At 63.2% G+C, this 15,046-nt stretch carries 13 protein-coding genes; 3 read left to right on the forward strand and 10 right to left on the reverse strand.

The genetic code is table 11. The annotated features are described in order from the left end of the window. Positions 1–114: 114 nt before the first annotated feature. Together IEY62_RS07605 and IEY62_RS07610 are read right to left on the reverse strand one after the other, a co-directional pair. Positions 115–1,134 carry a sugar phosphate isomerase/epimerase family protein gene (locus IEY62_RS07605; RefSeq protein WP_189015517.1) on the reverse strand — a complete coding sequence of 340 codons (1,020 nt, stop codon included), beginning with the start codon at positions 1,132–1,134 and terminating at the stop codon, positions 115–117. Then, positions 1,131–2,318 carry a Gfo/Idh/MocA family protein gene (locus IEY62_RS07610; protein WP_189015519.1) on the reverse strand — a complete coding sequence of 396 codons (1,188 nt, stop codon included), beginning with the start codon at positions 2,316–2,318 and terminating at the stop codon, positions 1,131–1,133. The genes IEY62_RS07605 and IEY62_RS07610 overlap by 4 nt, the downstream gene beginning before the upstream one ends. A gap of 159 nt (positions 2,319–2,477) precedes the next feature. On the opposite strand from IEY62_RS07610, the gene IEY62_RS07615 reads away from it, so the two are divergent. Further along, entirely contained in the window at positions 2,478–3,494 is a 1,017-nt protein-coding gene (locus tag IEY62_RS07615) for a LacI family DNA-binding transcriptional regulator (protein WP_189015522.1), read from the forward strand. Positions 3,495–3,566: 72 nt separating this feature from the next. On the opposite strand, the gene IEY62_RS07620 is transcribed toward IEY62_RS07615, so the two are convergent. The 3 genes from IEY62_RS07620 to IEY62_RS07630 form a co-directional block, all read right to left on the reverse strand. Then, on the reverse strand, positions 3,567–4,493 hold the full coding sequence (locus IEY62_RS07620; RefSeq protein WP_189015524.1) for an ATP-binding cassette domain-containing protein: 927 nt from the start codon (positions 4,491–4,493) through the stop codon (positions 3,567–3,569). A gap of 12 nt (positions 4,494–4,505) precedes the next feature. Next, a complete protein-coding gene (locus tag IEY62_RS07625) occupies positions 4,506–5,558 on the reverse strand; it encodes an ABC transporter permease (RefSeq protein ID WP_189015526.1) in 1,053 nt (350 codons plus the stop codon). 64 nt (positions 5,559–5,622) lie between these two features. Further along, positions 5,623–6,618 (reverse strand): substrate-binding domain-containing protein, encoded by a 996-nt coding sequence (locus IEY62_RS07630; RefSeq protein ID WP_189015528.1) that lies wholly within the window; start codon positions 6,616–6,618, stop codon positions 5,623–5,625. A gap of 319 nt (positions 6,619–6,937) precedes the next feature. Here IEY62_RS07630 and IEY62_RS07635 point away from each other — a divergent pair, with 319 nt between their 5' ends. Both IEY62_RS07635 and iolB read left to right on the forward strand, forming a co-directional pair. Further along, complete coding sequence (locus tag IEY62_RS07635) at positions 6,938–7,678, forward strand: GntR family transcriptional regulator (protein ID WP_018779623.1); 741 nt, start codon at positions 6,938–6,940, stop codon at positions 7,676–7,678. An 18-nt stretch (positions 7,679–7,696) separates the two neighbouring features. Then, a complete protein-coding gene (gene iolB, locus IEY62_RS07640; RefSeq protein WP_189015530.1) occupies positions 7,697–8,590 on the forward strand; it encodes a 5-deoxy-glucuronate isomerase in 894 nt (297 codons plus the stop codon). A 65-nt stretch (positions 8,591–8,655) separates the two neighbouring features. Here the strand turns inward: iolB and IEY62_RS07645 are convergent, their stop codons facing one another. From IEY62_RS07645 to iolD, 5 genes are read right to left on the reverse strand one after another with little or no spacing between them, the layout of a single operon-like run. Further along, on the reverse strand, positions 8,656–9,528 hold the full coding sequence (locus IEY62_RS07645) for a sugar phosphate isomerase/epimerase family protein (RefSeq protein WP_189015532.1): 873 nt from the start codon (positions 9,526–9,528) through the stop codon (positions 8,656–8,658). A 9-nt stretch (positions 9,529–9,537) separates the two neighbouring features. After that, complete coding sequence (locus IEY62_RS07650; protein WP_189015534.1) at positions 9,538–10,551, reverse strand: Gfo/Idh/MocA family protein; 1,014 nt, start codon at positions 10,549–10,551, stop codon at positions 9,538–9,540. A 59-nt stretch (positions 10,552–10,610) separates the two neighbouring features. Then, positions 10,611–11,528, reverse strand: coding sequence for a sugar phosphate isomerase/epimerase family protein (locus IEY62_RS07655; RefSeq protein ID WP_189015536.1), 918 nt, complete (start codon positions 11,526–11,528; stop codon positions 10,611–10,613). A 35-nt stretch (positions 11,529–11,563) separates the two neighbouring features. Then, the gene (locus IEY62_RS07660) at positions 11,564–13,075 is read right to left on the reverse strand and encodes a CoA-acylating methylmalonate-semialdehyde dehydrogenase (protein ID WP_189015538.1); all 1,512 of its coding nucleotides are present in this window, start codon (positions 13,073–13,075) and stop codon (positions 11,564–11,566) included. Positions 13,076–13,118: 43 nt separating this feature from the next. Further along, entirely contained in the window at positions 13,119–15,044 is a 1,926-nt protein-coding gene (iolD, locus tag IEY62_RS07665) for a 3D-(3,5/4)-trihydroxycyclohexane-1,2-dione acylhydrolase (decyclizing) (protein ID WP_189015760.1), read from the reverse strand. Positions 15,045–15,046: the final 2 nt, after the last annotated feature.

Below are 15,046 nucleotides of genomic sequence, written 5' to 3' on the forward strand. Positions count from 1 at the left end.
TTCGAAATCCAAGAGCAGCTCCATGCCCCTCTTTGAACCAAGTCCGCCAGCGCGCCCAGCGCAATGCAAGGCGGCGGCGTAAGGGCCACCGCCTTGCCGGGCTCCTCTTTCTGCTTAGGCAGGAACGTTCAATGACTGCTCCAGCGCGGCATCGGCATCCAGCAGCACTTTCGCCGCAACCTCCAGTCCTTCGATGCGGCCCAGGGAGACGTCCTCATGCTCGATATTGACCAGCATGTTCGGGTCTACGTCATGGAGCGCCCGGAGGAACTCGGTCCAAAAGGCGGTATCGTGCCCGCGGCCCAGTGCAACGAAGTCCCAGGCCGAGTTCTTTGGCCATTCATTGGCCCACTCGTCGCCGCCAAGGTTGGTGCGGTTCTCGTCGACCGAGAGCCTGCGGAAGCTGTTGTCCAGTACTCCATAAAGCGCAGCGTTGCCCTTATTCACCCGGACGTCCTTGGCGGCCGCCTGGAACACCAGCGGGCCAAGCTCCCGGACCACTGCCACCGGGTCCATCTGCTGCCAGAACAAGTGCGACGCATCCAGTTCCACGCCTACATGGGTGGCCCCGGTGAGCTCGATCAGCTTGTAAACGTCAGCGGTGTTGAAGACGATATTCTGCGGGTGCAGCTCCAGGGCCACCTTGACGTCATGATCTGCGGCGAGACGATCGGTTTCCCTCCAGAATTCCGCGGCCACGCCCCATTGGTAGTCCAGCACATCCAGTGCCGCTGAGTTCCAGGCATTGACCACCCAATTGACGGTAGTGGCGCCCGGCTCACCACCGGGGAGACCGGACATCGTGACCACCCGGTTCTGGCCCAAACGGCCGGCCAGACGGATCGAGCGCCTAATGTCCTCCGCGTGCTTCCCACCGATCCCGCGATTGGGGTGCAGTGGGTTGCCGTTGCAGTTCAGGCCGGCTATGGAGACGGCAGTGCCCTCGAAGACCGCAAGGTAGTCGTCGCGGGCTGCGTCGCTTTCCAGGATCTGGTCAAAGGTGGGCACATGCACAGCGGGAAGGAAGCCGCCTGTATTGATCTCGATCCCCGTGAGCCCGAGGTCGGCAATGACCTTCAGCGCTTCGGCCAGCGGCCGGTCGTGCAGGATCGCGTTGTAGACGCCGAGCTTCATAGCGTGATCTTCTTTCCGTTGTTGAGCGCGGAGTCGGTCACCGCGCCGAGGAGCTCCATATTGCGGACACCTTCATCGAAGGTGGCACAGCGGGGCAGGGAGGCCTCTGCGCTGAGCCCGGCAACCTCCTCCAGGAAGGCCCGCGCCTGGTAGCCGAACGCGTCATTCTGGCCGAAACCAACTTCGGGGGCATCCATGGCCAGACCCCCGGCGATGTAGGGGTGGCCCGGGCCAAGGATGACTTGGCGGTAGCCATTTTCGTTCCCGGAGCCATCGTTCAGGAACAACTGGATCTCCGATGGCCGGCGCTGGTCGAATTTCGCGCCGCCGTTTTCGCAGAACACCTCGAATTGCAGGCTGTTGGCATGGCCCGCCGCAACACGGGATACTTCAAAACTGCCGGCCCCATTGGCGAACTCGGCGTTGAACGCTGCGTAGTCGTCATTTTCCACGGCTTCGAACACATCACTGACGGCAGCGTGGTCATGACCCATCACTGCACTGAGCGGCAGGGGTCGCTTGTGGATCGCCGTCGACAGGCGCCCGCCGCTGATGGATGTGATGTCGCCGCAGAGGAATTCGGAGATGTAGGTCAGATGGCTTCCGACGTCGGCGAGCGCGCCTGAGCCGGGCCCACCCTTGTAGCGCCAGCTCATGGGCGCGGCGGGGCTGAAGCCGTAGTCGGTCCAGTATCGGCCGCTGAAGTGGAGCACGTTGCCGAGCGTGCCATTGCCGATCAGGTCCCGGATGTAGGCGATGCCGGGGGTGCGGCGGAACGTGAAACCGATGCGGGCAAGGGTTCCGCGGGCTTCCGCTGCCCGCGCGGCGTCGGCCATGGCCCGCGCGTCCTCCAAGGTATCGCTGAGCGGCTTTTCGCACAGGACATGCTTGCCGGCCGCCAACAACCCCTCAACCACTTCGCGGTGCAGCGAGTTGGCGATGACAACGCTGACAACATCGATGTCGTCAGCGTCCGCGATGGCTTGCCACGAGGTGTCGTTGCGTTCGTACCCAAAACGACGTGCGGCCAACGAACCGAATTCAGCATTGACGTCGCCGATCGAGACCAGGCGGAGCGGGGGAAGTACCGGGCTGTAGAGGGCAGATGCCGTGCGGTAGGCGGCAGCGTGGGCCTTGCCGGCCATGCCTGCGCCAATGACGGCGACGCCGAGGCTTTCAGCCATTGATTTCTCCTTTGAAATTTCGCCGCAGCGTCCAGGCGCTTACGACATTTTGTAGCGCTACAATTTTGCGCTGGATTTGATCGTAGCTATGTCTATATGTCCTGTCAATGTCTCACCGGCTATCCTCGAAGACAGACACGAAAGGCATCGAAGATTCCCTTGAACAACCCCGGCCCCCGGAACAGTCCGCGCACCCGACGCCCCACCCTCTACGATGTCGCCACCCAGGCCGGCGTCTCGCCGTCGTTGGTCTCCTTGTTCCTCAAGGACCCCGGAAGGATCAGCAAAAAGCGCCGGGACGCCGTGCAGCAAGCCATCTCCGAGCTCGGCTACCGCCCCAGCCGCGCCGCCACCACGCTGGCCAGCAGCCGGACCAAGAGCATCGGCCTGGTCATCGACGACTACCGGAATCTGTGGTTCGTCGACCTCCTCCGAGGCATGGAATCAGTCCTTTCAGACCTCGGCTACCAAGTCATGCTCGCGGACTCCAGGCCCGGCGAGAACCGCATCAAGGAAGCCACTGACGGCCTGCTCGCCATGCACGTGGACGCCCTGGTCCTCGCCGCCGAGCCCAGCGAAGCAATGTTGTCCGGAACCTGGGTTCCTACCGTGGTTGCAGGCTGGCGCAACGGCATCCCGGAAGGCGCGGACCTGATCACCAACGACGACGATAACGGCGGCAGTATGGCGGCCAACCATCTGCTGGAGCTGGGTCACGTCCGCATCGGTCACCTCTCAGGTTCCGACGGCGCCTCCGCACACCGGCGGGCCGGTTTCCTGCGCGCTGTAGAGACTGCCGGCGTCGACCCTGTTGTCAGCACGTCCGCCGGCACCTCGGAGGAGGATGGCTACGCGGCAGCCGTGTGGCTCCTGGACCACCACCCGGATACCACCGCAGTCTTCGCGGCCAACGACACCATGGCTCTGGGTGCCTTCGCCGCCCTCAAGGCCCGCGGGTTGTCGGTACCGGACGACGTTTCCGTGATCGGCTACGACAACTCCCCCCTGGCGAAGTCGCGCTACCTGGACCTGACCTCCATCGACAACCGCAGCGACCTTGTGGGCGTGGACGCCGCCCACAGGCTGCTCGCCCGGATCGAGGACCCCGCACTCCTCCCCGAGCGGAAGCTGATTGAACCTGCGCTGGTACTGCGCGGCACAACGTCCATCCGCTGAGAAGGCCCGGCCGCTGAAATGACCCTGCCCGGAACCATTGCAGGCTCCGGGCAGAATTCCGTGGTGAGTGGCCTAGTGGCGTTTGGTGGTGGCCTCCGTTGCGGCCTCGGCGACGTCCGCCACTTCAGCTTTGACTTCCTCCAGTGCCTCGGAATGCCCGCCGAGCTGTTCCAGCTCATGGGCCAACTCGGCCAATTCGGCCCCACCGGCCATCTGGGCCGTCAGCTCATCCAGGGTGATGTCCTTCTTGTCGTAGTAGCCGATCGACTTGCCGCGCTTGAGCAGCAGGAACCGGTCACCTACGGGGAAGGCGTGGTGGGGGTTGTGGGTAATGAAGATGACGCCCAGGCCCCGGTCGCGCGCCTGCAGGATGTAGCGGAGCACGACGCCGGACTGCTTGACTCCCAGCGCGGCCGTCGGTTCGTCCAGGATCAGGACTTTGGCACCGAAGTACACCGCACGCGCAATGGCTACACACTGGCGTTCACCACCGGAAAGCTGGCCGATGGGTTGCTCAACATCGCGCAAGTCGATGCCCATGTCCGCGAGTTCCTTCTTGGTGATGTCCTTCATCTTCTGGACATCCATGCTCTTGAACGGGCCAAAGCCGCTGGTCAGCTCGGAGCCCAGGAAGAAGTTCCGCCAGATGGGCATCAGCGGGACCACGGCCAGGTCCTGGTAGACGGTGGCGATGCCGGCGTCGAGGGCGTCCCGGGGTGAATTGAACTTCCGTTCGTCGCCCATCACCTGCAGGGTGCCTTCATCGTGTTGGTGAAGCCCGGCGATGATCTTGATCAGCGTGGACTTGCCGGCGCCGTTGTCGCCCAGGACGCAGGTGACCCGGCCATTGTCCACGGCCATGGTGACATCACGAAGGGCGATGATGTTGCCGTAGTGCTTGCCTATGCCATCGAGTGAGAGCAGGTGCACCGGTGTGTGCGTCAATGGGTCCTTCTCGTCTTTCAGCAGGGTTTGCTGGTCGATCTGTTGTGCGTTCATGGTTCCGGCCCCTTACTTCAGCTCTGCCCGGCGTTTGACGATGAGGTTGACGATGGTTGCCAGCAGGAGCATCAAGCCGAGGAAGAACTTGAACCAGTCCGGATTCCATTGTGCGTACACGATGCCCTTGTTGGCCATGCCGAAGATGAAGGCGCCGATCGCCCCGCCAACTGCTGAGCCGTAGCCGCCGGTGAGCAGGCAGCCACCGATGACAGCGGCGATGATGTAGAGGAACTCGTTGCCGACACCTTCGCCGGACTGCACGGCGTCAAAGGCGAAGAGGTTGTGCATTCCCAGGATCCAGCCGCAGAAACCCACTGCCATGAACAGCCCGATCTTGGTCTTGGTCACGGGGACACCCACGGCACGGGCAGCATTGGCGTCGCCGCCCACCGCGAAGATCCAGTTGCCCACCTTGGTGCGCAGGAGCACCCAGGACGCGATCAGGACAAGGACGATCCAGAAGAACACCGTGATCTTCACTTCCACCCCGCCGATGCTGACGGAGGATGCAAAGACCGCTCGTGCCGATTCGAAGCCGTCCAGCTTGGAGATCGACGGGGAGGAGACGCTGCCGCCAATCAACCGGGTCAATGCCAGGTTGAGGCCGGTCAGCATGAGGAAGGTAGCCAGGGTGACGATGAAGCTGGGCAGCCTGGTCTTGACCAGGATCCAGCCATTGATGAATCCGATGCCCAGCGAGACCACCAGGGCCAAGGCAACGCCCACCCAGGCGTTCAGGGAGAAGTTCCAGCTGAAGAGTGAGGCTGTCAGGGCGGACGAGATCACAGCCACACCGGTGGAAAGGTCGAACTCGCCACCGATCATCAGCAGCGATACTCCGACGGCCATGATGCCGATGGTCGATGAACCGTAGAGGACGGTGGCGAGGGCGTTGGGCTGGGTGAACGTCTGGGACACCGAGGCGAAGAAGATAAAGAGGACCACGGCACCTACGAGGGCACCAACCTCGGGCCTGGCGAGGAACTTTTGGAAGGGGTTGCGACGGCCGACCCGTTCATCGCCAGGCGACGTCGCCGGCGGCAGGGTTGCTGTGTTTGCCATGGGAGTGACTCCTTGTTGTCCAGGCTGCGCGGCGATGGGGCGCCGCGCAGCCTGATGCCGGGATCTAGCGGACGCCCTGCTGGGCGAATTTGAGGACGTCGGAAGCGTTGGACTTGTCCACGATGGTGGGTCCGGTCAGGACCGGCTGGCCGCCACCAATCTTGAAGCCACCGCGCTTTGCCTGCCACAGGGAGTCAACGGACATGTAGCCCTGGAGCCATGGCTGCTGGTCAACAGTGAAGATCACTGCACCGTCCACGATCTTCTGGGCGAGATCGGCGTTGAGGTCAAAGCTGGCCACCTTGGAGGAGCTTCCTGCATCGGACACCGACTTGAGCAGGGTCAGCGTAATGGGGGCACCGAGTCCGATGATCACGTCCGCGTCCTTTGCCGCCTGGAGTTTGGCGGTGGCCGTGGACTGGACCGCTGTCATGTCCTTGCCGTCAACGTAGAGGATTTCCGTCGCTGGAACCTTGGCCTTGACGCCGGCGCAACGGGCTTCCAAACCTACGTGGCCCTGCTGCTGGATGACACACACGGGGTGCTTGTAACCTTCGGCCGCGAGCCTGGTACCAACGGCTTCGCCGGCCAGCTGCTCGTTGGAACCGAAGTGGGTGAAAGCGCCGAGCTGGGCCGAGACGGATTCACCGGCGTTCAGACTGACCACCGGGATGCCTGCGTCGGTGGCCTTCTTCAGTACGTCCTTCAAGGCGTCCGGGGTTGCCAACGTCACGGCGATGCCGTCCACCTTCTGGTCAATGGCCTGCTGGACCAGCTGCGCCTGGCGGCCGGCCTCGGGGTCGCTGGTGTACAGCAGCTCTACATTGTCCTTCGCGGATGCTTCCTCCGCCCCCTTGCGAACGATGTCCCAGAAAGTGTCACCGGCAGCGGCGTGCGTAATCAGGGCGACTTTGATGCGATCAGTGCCGGCTACCTGGCCAGCGGCTGCTCCCCCACCGGCATCTGCCGGCTTGCCACCCTGGCTCGAACAGGCGCTCAGTGCCACCAAGGGAACCACTGCAGCGACGACCGCCGCTTTGCGCCATGAGAATTTTGCCACCGTTATCTCCTTTGATTTCAGGTTGAGGGGTCCGAAGACTCGTATCCGGATCTCCCCACTACACCGATCATGGTGACTCGCCTCACACTTTGTCAATAGTTTGTCCTGACATTAGGATGTTTTTACCTAACCTCCTCGAGTAGACGATAAAGAGCGTCCTGTTTGAGGCGATATCCTTGACGGCCATAACCCGGCTGCTATCATCAAAAAAGGCAGTATGTCCTATCAAGAGAACATGACCGGACATGCGCTTCCATCCGGCAGAGGAGCCACATCCTGCTTCCCTGGCCGGTCTTCAGCAGGCGTCTAGGAGAATCCAGTGGCGAACCAACTCAGTCTCAGCATCGATCGTTCGTCTCCCGTGCCCCTCTACCATCAAGTGGTCCAGGGCATCGAGGCCGCGATCCACAGCGGCATCCTGGAACCCGGGAGCCGCCTGGACAATGAAATCGACCTCGCGGCACAACTCAATCTGTCCCGGCCCACCATGCGCAAGGCAATGGACGAGCTTGTCCGCGCCGGCCTCCTGGTCCGCAAACGCGGAGTGGGAACGCAGGTGGTAGCCAGCCAGGTCCGCAGGCCGCTGGAACTCTCCAGCCTCTACGACGACCTCAGCAACAACGGCAAGAAGCCCACCACCGAAGTGTTGAGCTTCTCCCACGTCGAAGCCGACGCACTGACACTCACAGCCCTCCAGCTGCCCGCCGGGTCCAAGGTCTACCACTTCACGCGCTTGCGCAAAGTGGGCGGCAAACCCCTGGCTCTCATGGAGAACTGGGTCCGCGATGACATCACCAGCATGGATGAAGCCCAGCTTTCCAAGGAAGGCCTCTACGCCATCCTTCGGCGTGGCGGGGTGAACTTCAGGCTCGCTTCCCAGCGCATCGGCGCCATGATCGCCAACGACTACCAGGCTCCCCTCCTCGAAGCGGAGGTCGGCTCGGCCCTGGTCACGATGGAACGCACCGCAGTGGACGACACCGGACGCATGGTGGAAACCGGCCACCACGTCTACCGCGCCGACTCCTACAGCTTTGAAATGACACTCGTACAGCGCTAACGCAAGGACAGACTATTGATGGCCAACTGGGTTTACCCGCTGGGAACAGCCAACGACGGTAAGTGGGATATCTCGCTGGGAACGTTCGATTCCAGCCTCGCCGTCGACGGCTGGGCCCATACGGGACTGAAGGTCGCGACGCTCGCCGCGGGCGCCGCCGTCGAACTTCCCGCCGCTCCTGAAGAGCGCATTGTGGTGCCGCTGAGCGGCTCGTTCACCGTAACCGTTGACGACGGCGAGTACGTCCTCGCCGGGCGGCAGTCCGTTTTCCACGGGCCCAGCGACGTCCTCTACACGGGAATCGGCAAGGCAGCCACCATCAGTTCGAACGACGGCGGCCGGGTGGCCATTGCGACCGCGCCGGCCAAGGCCGGGTACCCGACCCGCCTGATCACCGCAGCCGAGACGCCCGTGGAGCTTCGCGGTGCCGGTAACTGCTCGCGCCAGGTGCACAACTTCGGCACGCCAGCCGCGTTGGAAGCCGACCGTTTCATCGTCTGCGAAGTCATCACCCCGGCCGGCAACTGGTCCTCCTACCCTCCCCACAAGCACGATGAGGAGAAGGACGGCGAGACCAGCCTGGAGGAAATCTACTACTTCGAGACCCGGGTCGCTGCCGGCTCCCCCGCGCCTGAAGACGCCGACGCGTTCGGCCACGCCCGCGTCTATGCCTCCGACGAACGACCCATCGATGTCTCCGCTGAGGTCCGTACCGGCGATGTCGTGCTGGTTCCGTATGGCTGGCACGGCCCCGCCATGGCAGCACCCGGCTACGACCTCTACTACCTCAACGTCATGGCCGGCCCCGGCCGCGTCCGCGACTGGCTCATCAGCGACGACCCCCACCACGGCTGGATCCGCCAGACCTGGGAGGGCCAGGACATCGATCCCAGGCTTCCGTTTACGGCCTGAGCCCTTAGACAGCAAATGCCCCCAAGACGAGTTCTTGGGGGCATTTGCTGTAGGGACAATCCGCGTTACTTTGCCTGGGCGATGTAGTCGTTCATCGTCTTGAGCTGGTAGCGGGAAACGTCTTCAGCGTTCTCATCCTCGGCGAAGACCGACGAAACCATCACGGTGTTCGCCTTGTCCAGGAAGCCGATTTCTTTCAGCCCGCCAAAGAACTCATCCCAGTTCACATCCCCGTCACCGATCTTCAGATGCTGGTGTACCCGGACAGCATTGCCGGGCGGGTTGGTGATGTAGCGTAGGCCGTGTGACGCGTGGTGGTTCATGGTGTCCGAAACGTGGACCAGCCGGAGCTTGTCCCCGGCGGCCCGCATGATCTCCAGGGGCCGGTTGCCCATGTGGAACGTGTGCGAAGCGACATAGACCATGCCGATATTCGGCGAGTTCACGCCCCGGATAACCCGCAGGGCGGCCAGACCGTCCTCAACGAAGTCGTCCGGATGCGGATCGATCAGCACGTCCATGTCCTCGCGTTCGATGATGGGCAGAAGCTCTTCCATGGAACGGTAAAACGCGCGCTCGGACTCCTCTGCCTTCTCAGGACGCCCGCTGAACTCCGTGTTCATCGTCTGCACGCCAAGGTCCACCGCAATCTGGATGGCACGCTTCCAGTAGCGGACGGCAGCTTCGCGCGCGTCCTCGTCCGGACCGGACCAGCGCAGGACCGGCAGGACTGAGGCGATCTCGACGCCCGCGTCCTTGCAAGCTGCTTTCAGTTTGCCCACCAGCTCGTCGTCCGCTTTGGGGTGGTTGAAGAACGGGATGAGGTCCGCATGCGGGGTCATCTGCAGGTACTTGTAGCCCAGGTCCGCGGCCACGCGCGGGAACTCCAGCAGACTGTGACTGTGGTGGAACGGTGTGGGATCAAGTGCGATCTTCATGCTCAATCCCTACTTGTACAGGTCCGGTTTGGTGTTCAGCTGGACCTTGACCTTCTCGCCGGACTTCTGGGCCTCGACGCCGGCCTCGCAGCAGGCGGCGGTGGCGTAACCGTCCCAGGCGGTTGGACCGCCTATTTCGCCGCGCAGGGCGGCGTCCGCCCAAGCCTGAACCTCGACGTCGTACGCCGCTCCGAAACGCTCTTCAAAGCCCGGGGTGACGTTGCCACCCCACTTGCCTGCGGTCTGCACGTACGGGCCGTTGTCGCCGCCGATGCTCACGATGCCGTCCTCGAAGGATGCCTGGGTGGCCACCTGGTAGCCGAACTTGGCGTTGACGTAGATCTCGACGTCGGCCAGCACACCGGACTCGGTCTCCAGCAGAACGTGCTGGGGGTCGTGCTGGCCGTTCGGAGCGTTGCGTGTTGCCTTGCCCAGACGGACCTGTACGGAGGTGATTTCTTCACCGGTGAAGTAGCGGATCGCGTCGAACTCGTGGACCACGGAGTCGTTGATCAGCATCTCGTTGGTGAAGCCCTCGGGCGTTGTCGGGTTGCGGTGCTGGTGGTGCAGCATCAACAGCTCCCCCAATCCGCTGTTGCGGATGACCGATCCGAGCGCCGCGTACTCGGCGTCGAAGCGGCGCATGAACCCCACCTGGATCCTTTTGTGACCGAGCGCCTGCTCGGCCTCGACAACCTTCCAGGCGCTTTCCGCGTCCGGGGTCAGAGGCTTCTCGCAAAGAATCGGGAAGTCCTTTTCGAGTGCCTTGTAGAGGATTTCCTCGTGGAGGAATCCGGGGGTGGCAATCAGGACGGCGTTCACGTCACCGTTGTTGAGAGCCTCGTCGGCACTGGACAGCGCCACTGCGCCGTCAATGCCTTCGATGGCGGCTTGCGCCCGGGCGAGGTCGACGTCGACGACGGCGGCTACTTCAGCGCCGTGGATGCGGGTGCTGAGGCGCTTGATGTGGTCCGCACCCATGCGGCCCGCACCGATGACGGCAACGCGGAGAGTCTTGGTCACTGTTCTTATCCTTCGTGAGGTTCTTTTGGGGTGCTGCTGGCAGGCGTTACTGGAGTGCGTTACTCAACGCGGGTACGGGATCCGCAGGACAGCAGGTAGTTGCGGGTCCGCTTGGCGATGGGCATCGGAACATCGAAAGCTACCGGGTACATGTCCTGCTCCACGATGCCGAAAATGGGACGGTTGAGCGCCTCCACGGCGTCGATGACGGCGCGCAGGTCCGGGAGGCCGTTCGGCGGCTCAGTCATGACGCCGGCCAGGTTGGCAGCTGCCCAGGTCATGTTCTTCTCGTTGACCTCGGCAAGGATCTCGGGGTTGATCTGCTTCAAGTGCAGGTATCCGATGCGGTCCGGGTAGTTCTTGATGAGTTCCAGGCTGGATGCACCGCAGTACTCGGCGTGACCTGTGTCCAGGCAGAGGTTGAGGTACTGGGGATCCGTCGCGGCCAGCAGGGTCTCAATGTCCTTCTGCGCACCAACGTGGGAGTCCGCATGCGAGTGGAACTGCTGGTGCAGGCCGAAGTCCTCCAACAGGACCTTGCCCATCCGGTTGTGTCCGGCGAAAAGATCGGCCCACTGTTCGTCGGAGAGTTCACCGTTCTCCACGGCCTCGCCCGTGACATCGTCACGCCACATGGCGGGGATGACAACGATGTGTTCGCCGCCCATGGCTGCCGTCAGTTCGGCCACCTTGCGGGCCGGCTCCCACGCTTCGTCATACTGCCGGGCACCGCGGTGGAAAGCCGTGAAGACCGTGCCCGCAGTGACCTTGAGGTCACGTTGCTTGAGTTCTTCGGCCAAGTGGGTGGGGTCGTTCGGAAGGTAGCCGTAGGGACCCAGTTCAATCCATTTGTAGCCGGACTCCGCAACCTCGTCCAGGAAGCGTTCCCACGGTGTCTGCTGGGGGTCATCCGCGAACCAGACTCCCCAGGAGTCGGGGGCGGTGCCAATGATCAGCTTGTTCTCAACATCAGTCATTGCAGCGATTCTTTCTTCTGTGCCGGGCCGTGCCGCTAGTTGGACGGGAAGTTGTAGGAGGCTCCGGAGGCGTGGGCGGGTTCGGGCCAGCGTGAGGTGATGACTTTGCCGCGGGTGTAGAAGGAGACGCCTTCGGGGCCGTAGATGTGTTTGTCGCCGAAGAGTGAGTTCTTCCAGCCGCCGAAGGAGTGGTAGGCCACCGGGACGGGCAGGGGGACGTTGATGCCCACCATGCCCACGGTGACGGAGCGCTGGAACTTCCGGGCGTTGGCCCCTGAGGAGGTGAAGATTGCGGTGCCGTTGCCGTAGGGGTTGGAGTTGATCAGTTTGATGCCTTCATCGAGGTCGGCCACGCGGACCACCACGAGGACGGGTCCGAAGATTTCCTCGGTGTAGGCGGTCATTTCGGTGTTGACGTGGTCGATCACGGTGGGGCCCACCCAGAAGCCGTCTTCGTGGCCGGGGACCACCAGGTCGCGTCCGTCCACCACCATGGCCGCGCCGGCGGTTTCGGCTTCGGTGACGATCTTGACGATGCGTTCCTTGGAAGCCGGGGTGATGACCGGGCCCATTTCGGCGTCGGGTTCGGTGCCGTTGTTGACCTTGACGGCCAGGGCGCGTTCTTCGACTTTCTTCACGATCAGCTCGGCGGCGTCTCCGACGGCGACGGCGACGGAGATCGCCATGCAGCGCTCCCCCGCGGATCCGAAAGCAGCAGCGGCGAGGTGGTCGGCGGCGTTGTCGAGGTCCGCATCGGGCATCACGATGGCGTGGTTCTTCGCACCGCCCAGGGCCTGGACACGCTTGCCGTGCTTGGTGGCGGTTTCGTGGACGTACTGGGCGATCGGGGTGGACCCAACGAACGAGATGCCGTCCACGTCCGGGTGGGTCAACAGTCCGTCAACGGTTTCCTTGCCGCCGTGCAGGACCTGGAACACGCCGTCGGGCAGGCCGGCCTGCTTCCAGAGCTTGGCCAGGAGCATCGGCGCGGACGGGTCACGTTCGGAGGGCTTAAGGATGAACGCGTTGCCAGTGGCAATGGCCATTGGTGCCATCCACAACGGCACCATCACGGGGAAGTTGAACGGGGTAATACCGGCAACCACGCCCAGGGGTTCGCGGAAGGAGAAGACATCGATGCCCGTGGAGACCTGGTCCGAGTAATCACCCTTGAGCAGCTGCGGGATGCCACAGGCGAACTCGATGACTTCCAGGCCGCGGCCGATCTCGCCCTTGGCGTCGGAGAGGACCTTGCCGTGCTCGGCGGTGATCAGCTCGGCCAGTTCGTCCACGTGGGCAGCAACCAGCTCGCGGAACTTGAAGAGGACGGCGGTGCGCTTGGCCAGGGAAATATCACCCCAGGACTCGGCAGCTTTCTTCGCCGCGGCAACGGTGGTGTTCAGATCGGCTTCGTTGGCCAGGCGCAGCTCGGCAGTGACCTGGCCCGTCGCCGGGTTGTACACGGGCTGGGTACGCTCGCCCTCACCCGTGGTTTCAACACCGTTGATGAAATGGTGAATGGTGGTCAGTGTGGTCGTCGTCGACATGTGCGGACTTCCTTTGGTCTGTGGCTTTGAAGTGTGGGGGGAATCAGCCGAGCAGTTTGCGCTGGCGGTTCTTGTGGTCGGTATACGTTTTGTAGGCCTGTTGGGTGGATTCCAGATCCGAGACCTGCGAGACGGGGACGTCCCACCAGGATTCGGAGGATGGCGCATCCAACATCGGATCGGATTCCACGTGGATCACGATCGGGCCGGTTTCAGGGGCTGCCTTGGCTTCCTTGATGGCGGCGCCCAAAGACGAAATGACGTTCTCTCCAGGCTCGATCCGGATGACCTTGGCCCCCAGGGATTCGGCGTTCGTGGCGAGGTCGATGGGCAGGTGCTCACCGGCGTCGAAGCTGTGCTGTTCCTTGTCCAGGACGCGGTACTGCGTGCCGAAGCGCTGCGAGCCGAGGGACTCGGACAGCGAACCGATGGAGGCATAGCCGTGGTTCTGGATCAGGACCACGATCAGCTTGATGCGTTCGGCGACGGCGGTGACCAGTTCGGTGTGCATCATCAGGTAGGAGCCGTCCCCCACCATGACCACAACATCCCGTTCCGGGCCGCCTGCTGCGGCTTCGGCCAGCGCTGCGCGTTTGACGCCCAGGCCGCCGGGAATTTCGTAGCCCATGCAGGAGTACGCGTATTCCACGTGGTAGCCGAAGGGGTCACGGACGCGCCACATCTTGTGCAGGTCACCCGGAAGCGAACCCGCGGCACAGATGACGACGTCCTGGTCATCCATGGCCTTGTTGGTGGCTCCGATGATCTCGTTCTGGGCCGGCAGCGGGGTGTAACGGGTCTCGAAGGCCTCGTCCACAATCGCGTTCCAGCGCTTCTTCTCGGCAGCGATCTTCTCCTCGAGGTCGGCACCCACCCGGTAGCCACCCAGGGCCTCGTTGAGCTTCACCAGTGCTTTGCGGGCGTCGGCGACGATCGGCAGCGTGGTGCCGTGCTTGTAAGCATCAATCGGGGCGACGTTGATGTTCACGAACTTCACGTCCGGGTTCTGGAACGCCGTGCGGGAGGCGGTGGTGAAGTCCTCGTAGCGTGTGCCGATCCCGATGATGAGGTCCGCTTCGGCAGCGATGGCGTTGGCCGCCGTCGTGCCCGTTGAACCGATGGCTCCGAGGGAGAACTTGTGATCCCACGGGAGCACGCCCACGCCTGCCTGGGTGTTGCCCACCGGAATACCGGTCAGCTCAGCGAACTTGGCGAGTTCGTCGTTGGCGTACGCGTAAAGGACGCCGCCGCCGGCAATGACCAGCGGACGCTTGGCGGCACGGATGGCCTCCACTGCCCGCCTGATGTCGTCGTCCTCGGCCTCGGGGCGGCGGATCCGCCATTCACGCTCGGCCAGGAACTCCTCCGGGACGTCGAAGGCCTCAGCCTGGACATCCTGCGGCAGTGAAATGGTCACCGCACCCGTCTCCGCCGGGTCCGTCAGGACGCGCAGCCCGTGATGGAACGCGGAGAACAACTGCTCCGGACGCGAAACCCGGTCGAAGAACTTGGACAACGGACGGAAAGCATCGTTGACCGTGATGTCATACGCGTACGGCTGCTCCAGCTGCTGCAGCACAGGGTCGGCCGCGCGGGTGGCGAAGGTGTCACTCGGCAGCAGCAGGACAGGAAGCCGGTTGGTGGTGGCCAATGCGGCGCCCGTGAGCAGGTTCGAGGAACCCGGGCCGATGGAGGTGCTGATCGCGAAAGTTTGGCGGCGGCGTGTATGACGGGCGTAACCCACCGCCTGGTGCACCTGGGCCTGCTCATTGCGGCCTTGGTAGTACGGCATGATGGTGGGATCCGCAGCCTGGTACTGCTTCAGGGCCTGCCCCACGCCCGCCACGTTGCCGTGGCCGAAAATACCGAACGTGCCCGGGATCAGCCGCTCACGGTATTCCACGCCATTGATGGAATCCACGGTGTACTGCTTGGACAGGAACTCGACCACAGCCTGCGCCACGGTCATCC

Origin of the sequence: Paenarthrobacter histidinolovorans (genome assembly GCF_014647595.1) — a bacterium.
GTDB lineage: Bacteria > Actinomycetota > Actinomycetes > Actinomycetales > Micrococcaceae > Arthrobacter > Arthrobacter histidinolovorans.

Excerpts from the sequence above, each read along its gene's own strand:
- IEY62_RS07610 (WP_189015519.1), bottom strand. The coding sequence starts at position 2,318 with ATGGCTGAAAGCCTCGGCGTCGCCGTCATTGGCGCAGGCATGGCCGGC.
- IEY62_RS07655 (WP_189015536.1), bottom strand. The coding sequence starts at position 11,528 with ATGACTGATGTTGAGAACAAGCTGATCATTGGCACCGCCCCCGACTCC.
- iolB (WP_189015530.1), top strand. The coding sequence starts at position 7,697 with ATGGCCAACTGGGTTTACCCGCTGGGAACAGCCAACGACGGTAAGTGG.
- IEY62_RS07625 (WP_189015526.1), bottom strand. The coding sequence starts at position 5,558 with ATGGCAAACACAGCAACCCTGCCGCCGGCGACGTCGCCTGGCGATGAA.
- IEY62_RS07605 (WP_189015517.1), bottom strand. The coding sequence starts at position 1,134 with ATGAAGCTCGGCGTCTACAACGCGATCCTGCACGACCGGCCGCTGGCC.
- IEY62_RS07645 (WP_189015532.1), bottom strand. The coding sequence starts at position 9,528 with ATGAAGATCGCACTTGATCCCACACCGTTCCACCACAGTCACAGTCTG.
- IEY62_RS07620 (WP_189015524.1), bottom strand. The coding sequence starts at position 4,493 with ATGAACGCACAACAGATCGACCAGCAAACCCTGCTGAAAGACGAGAAG.
- iolD (WP_189015760.1), bottom strand. The coding sequence starts at position 15,044 with ATGACCGTGGCGCAGGCTGTGGTCGAGTTCCTGTCCAAGCAGTACACC.
- IEY62_RS07660 (WP_189015538.1), bottom strand. The coding sequence starts at position 13,075 with ATGTCGACGACGACCACACTGACCACCATTCACCATTTCATCAACGGT.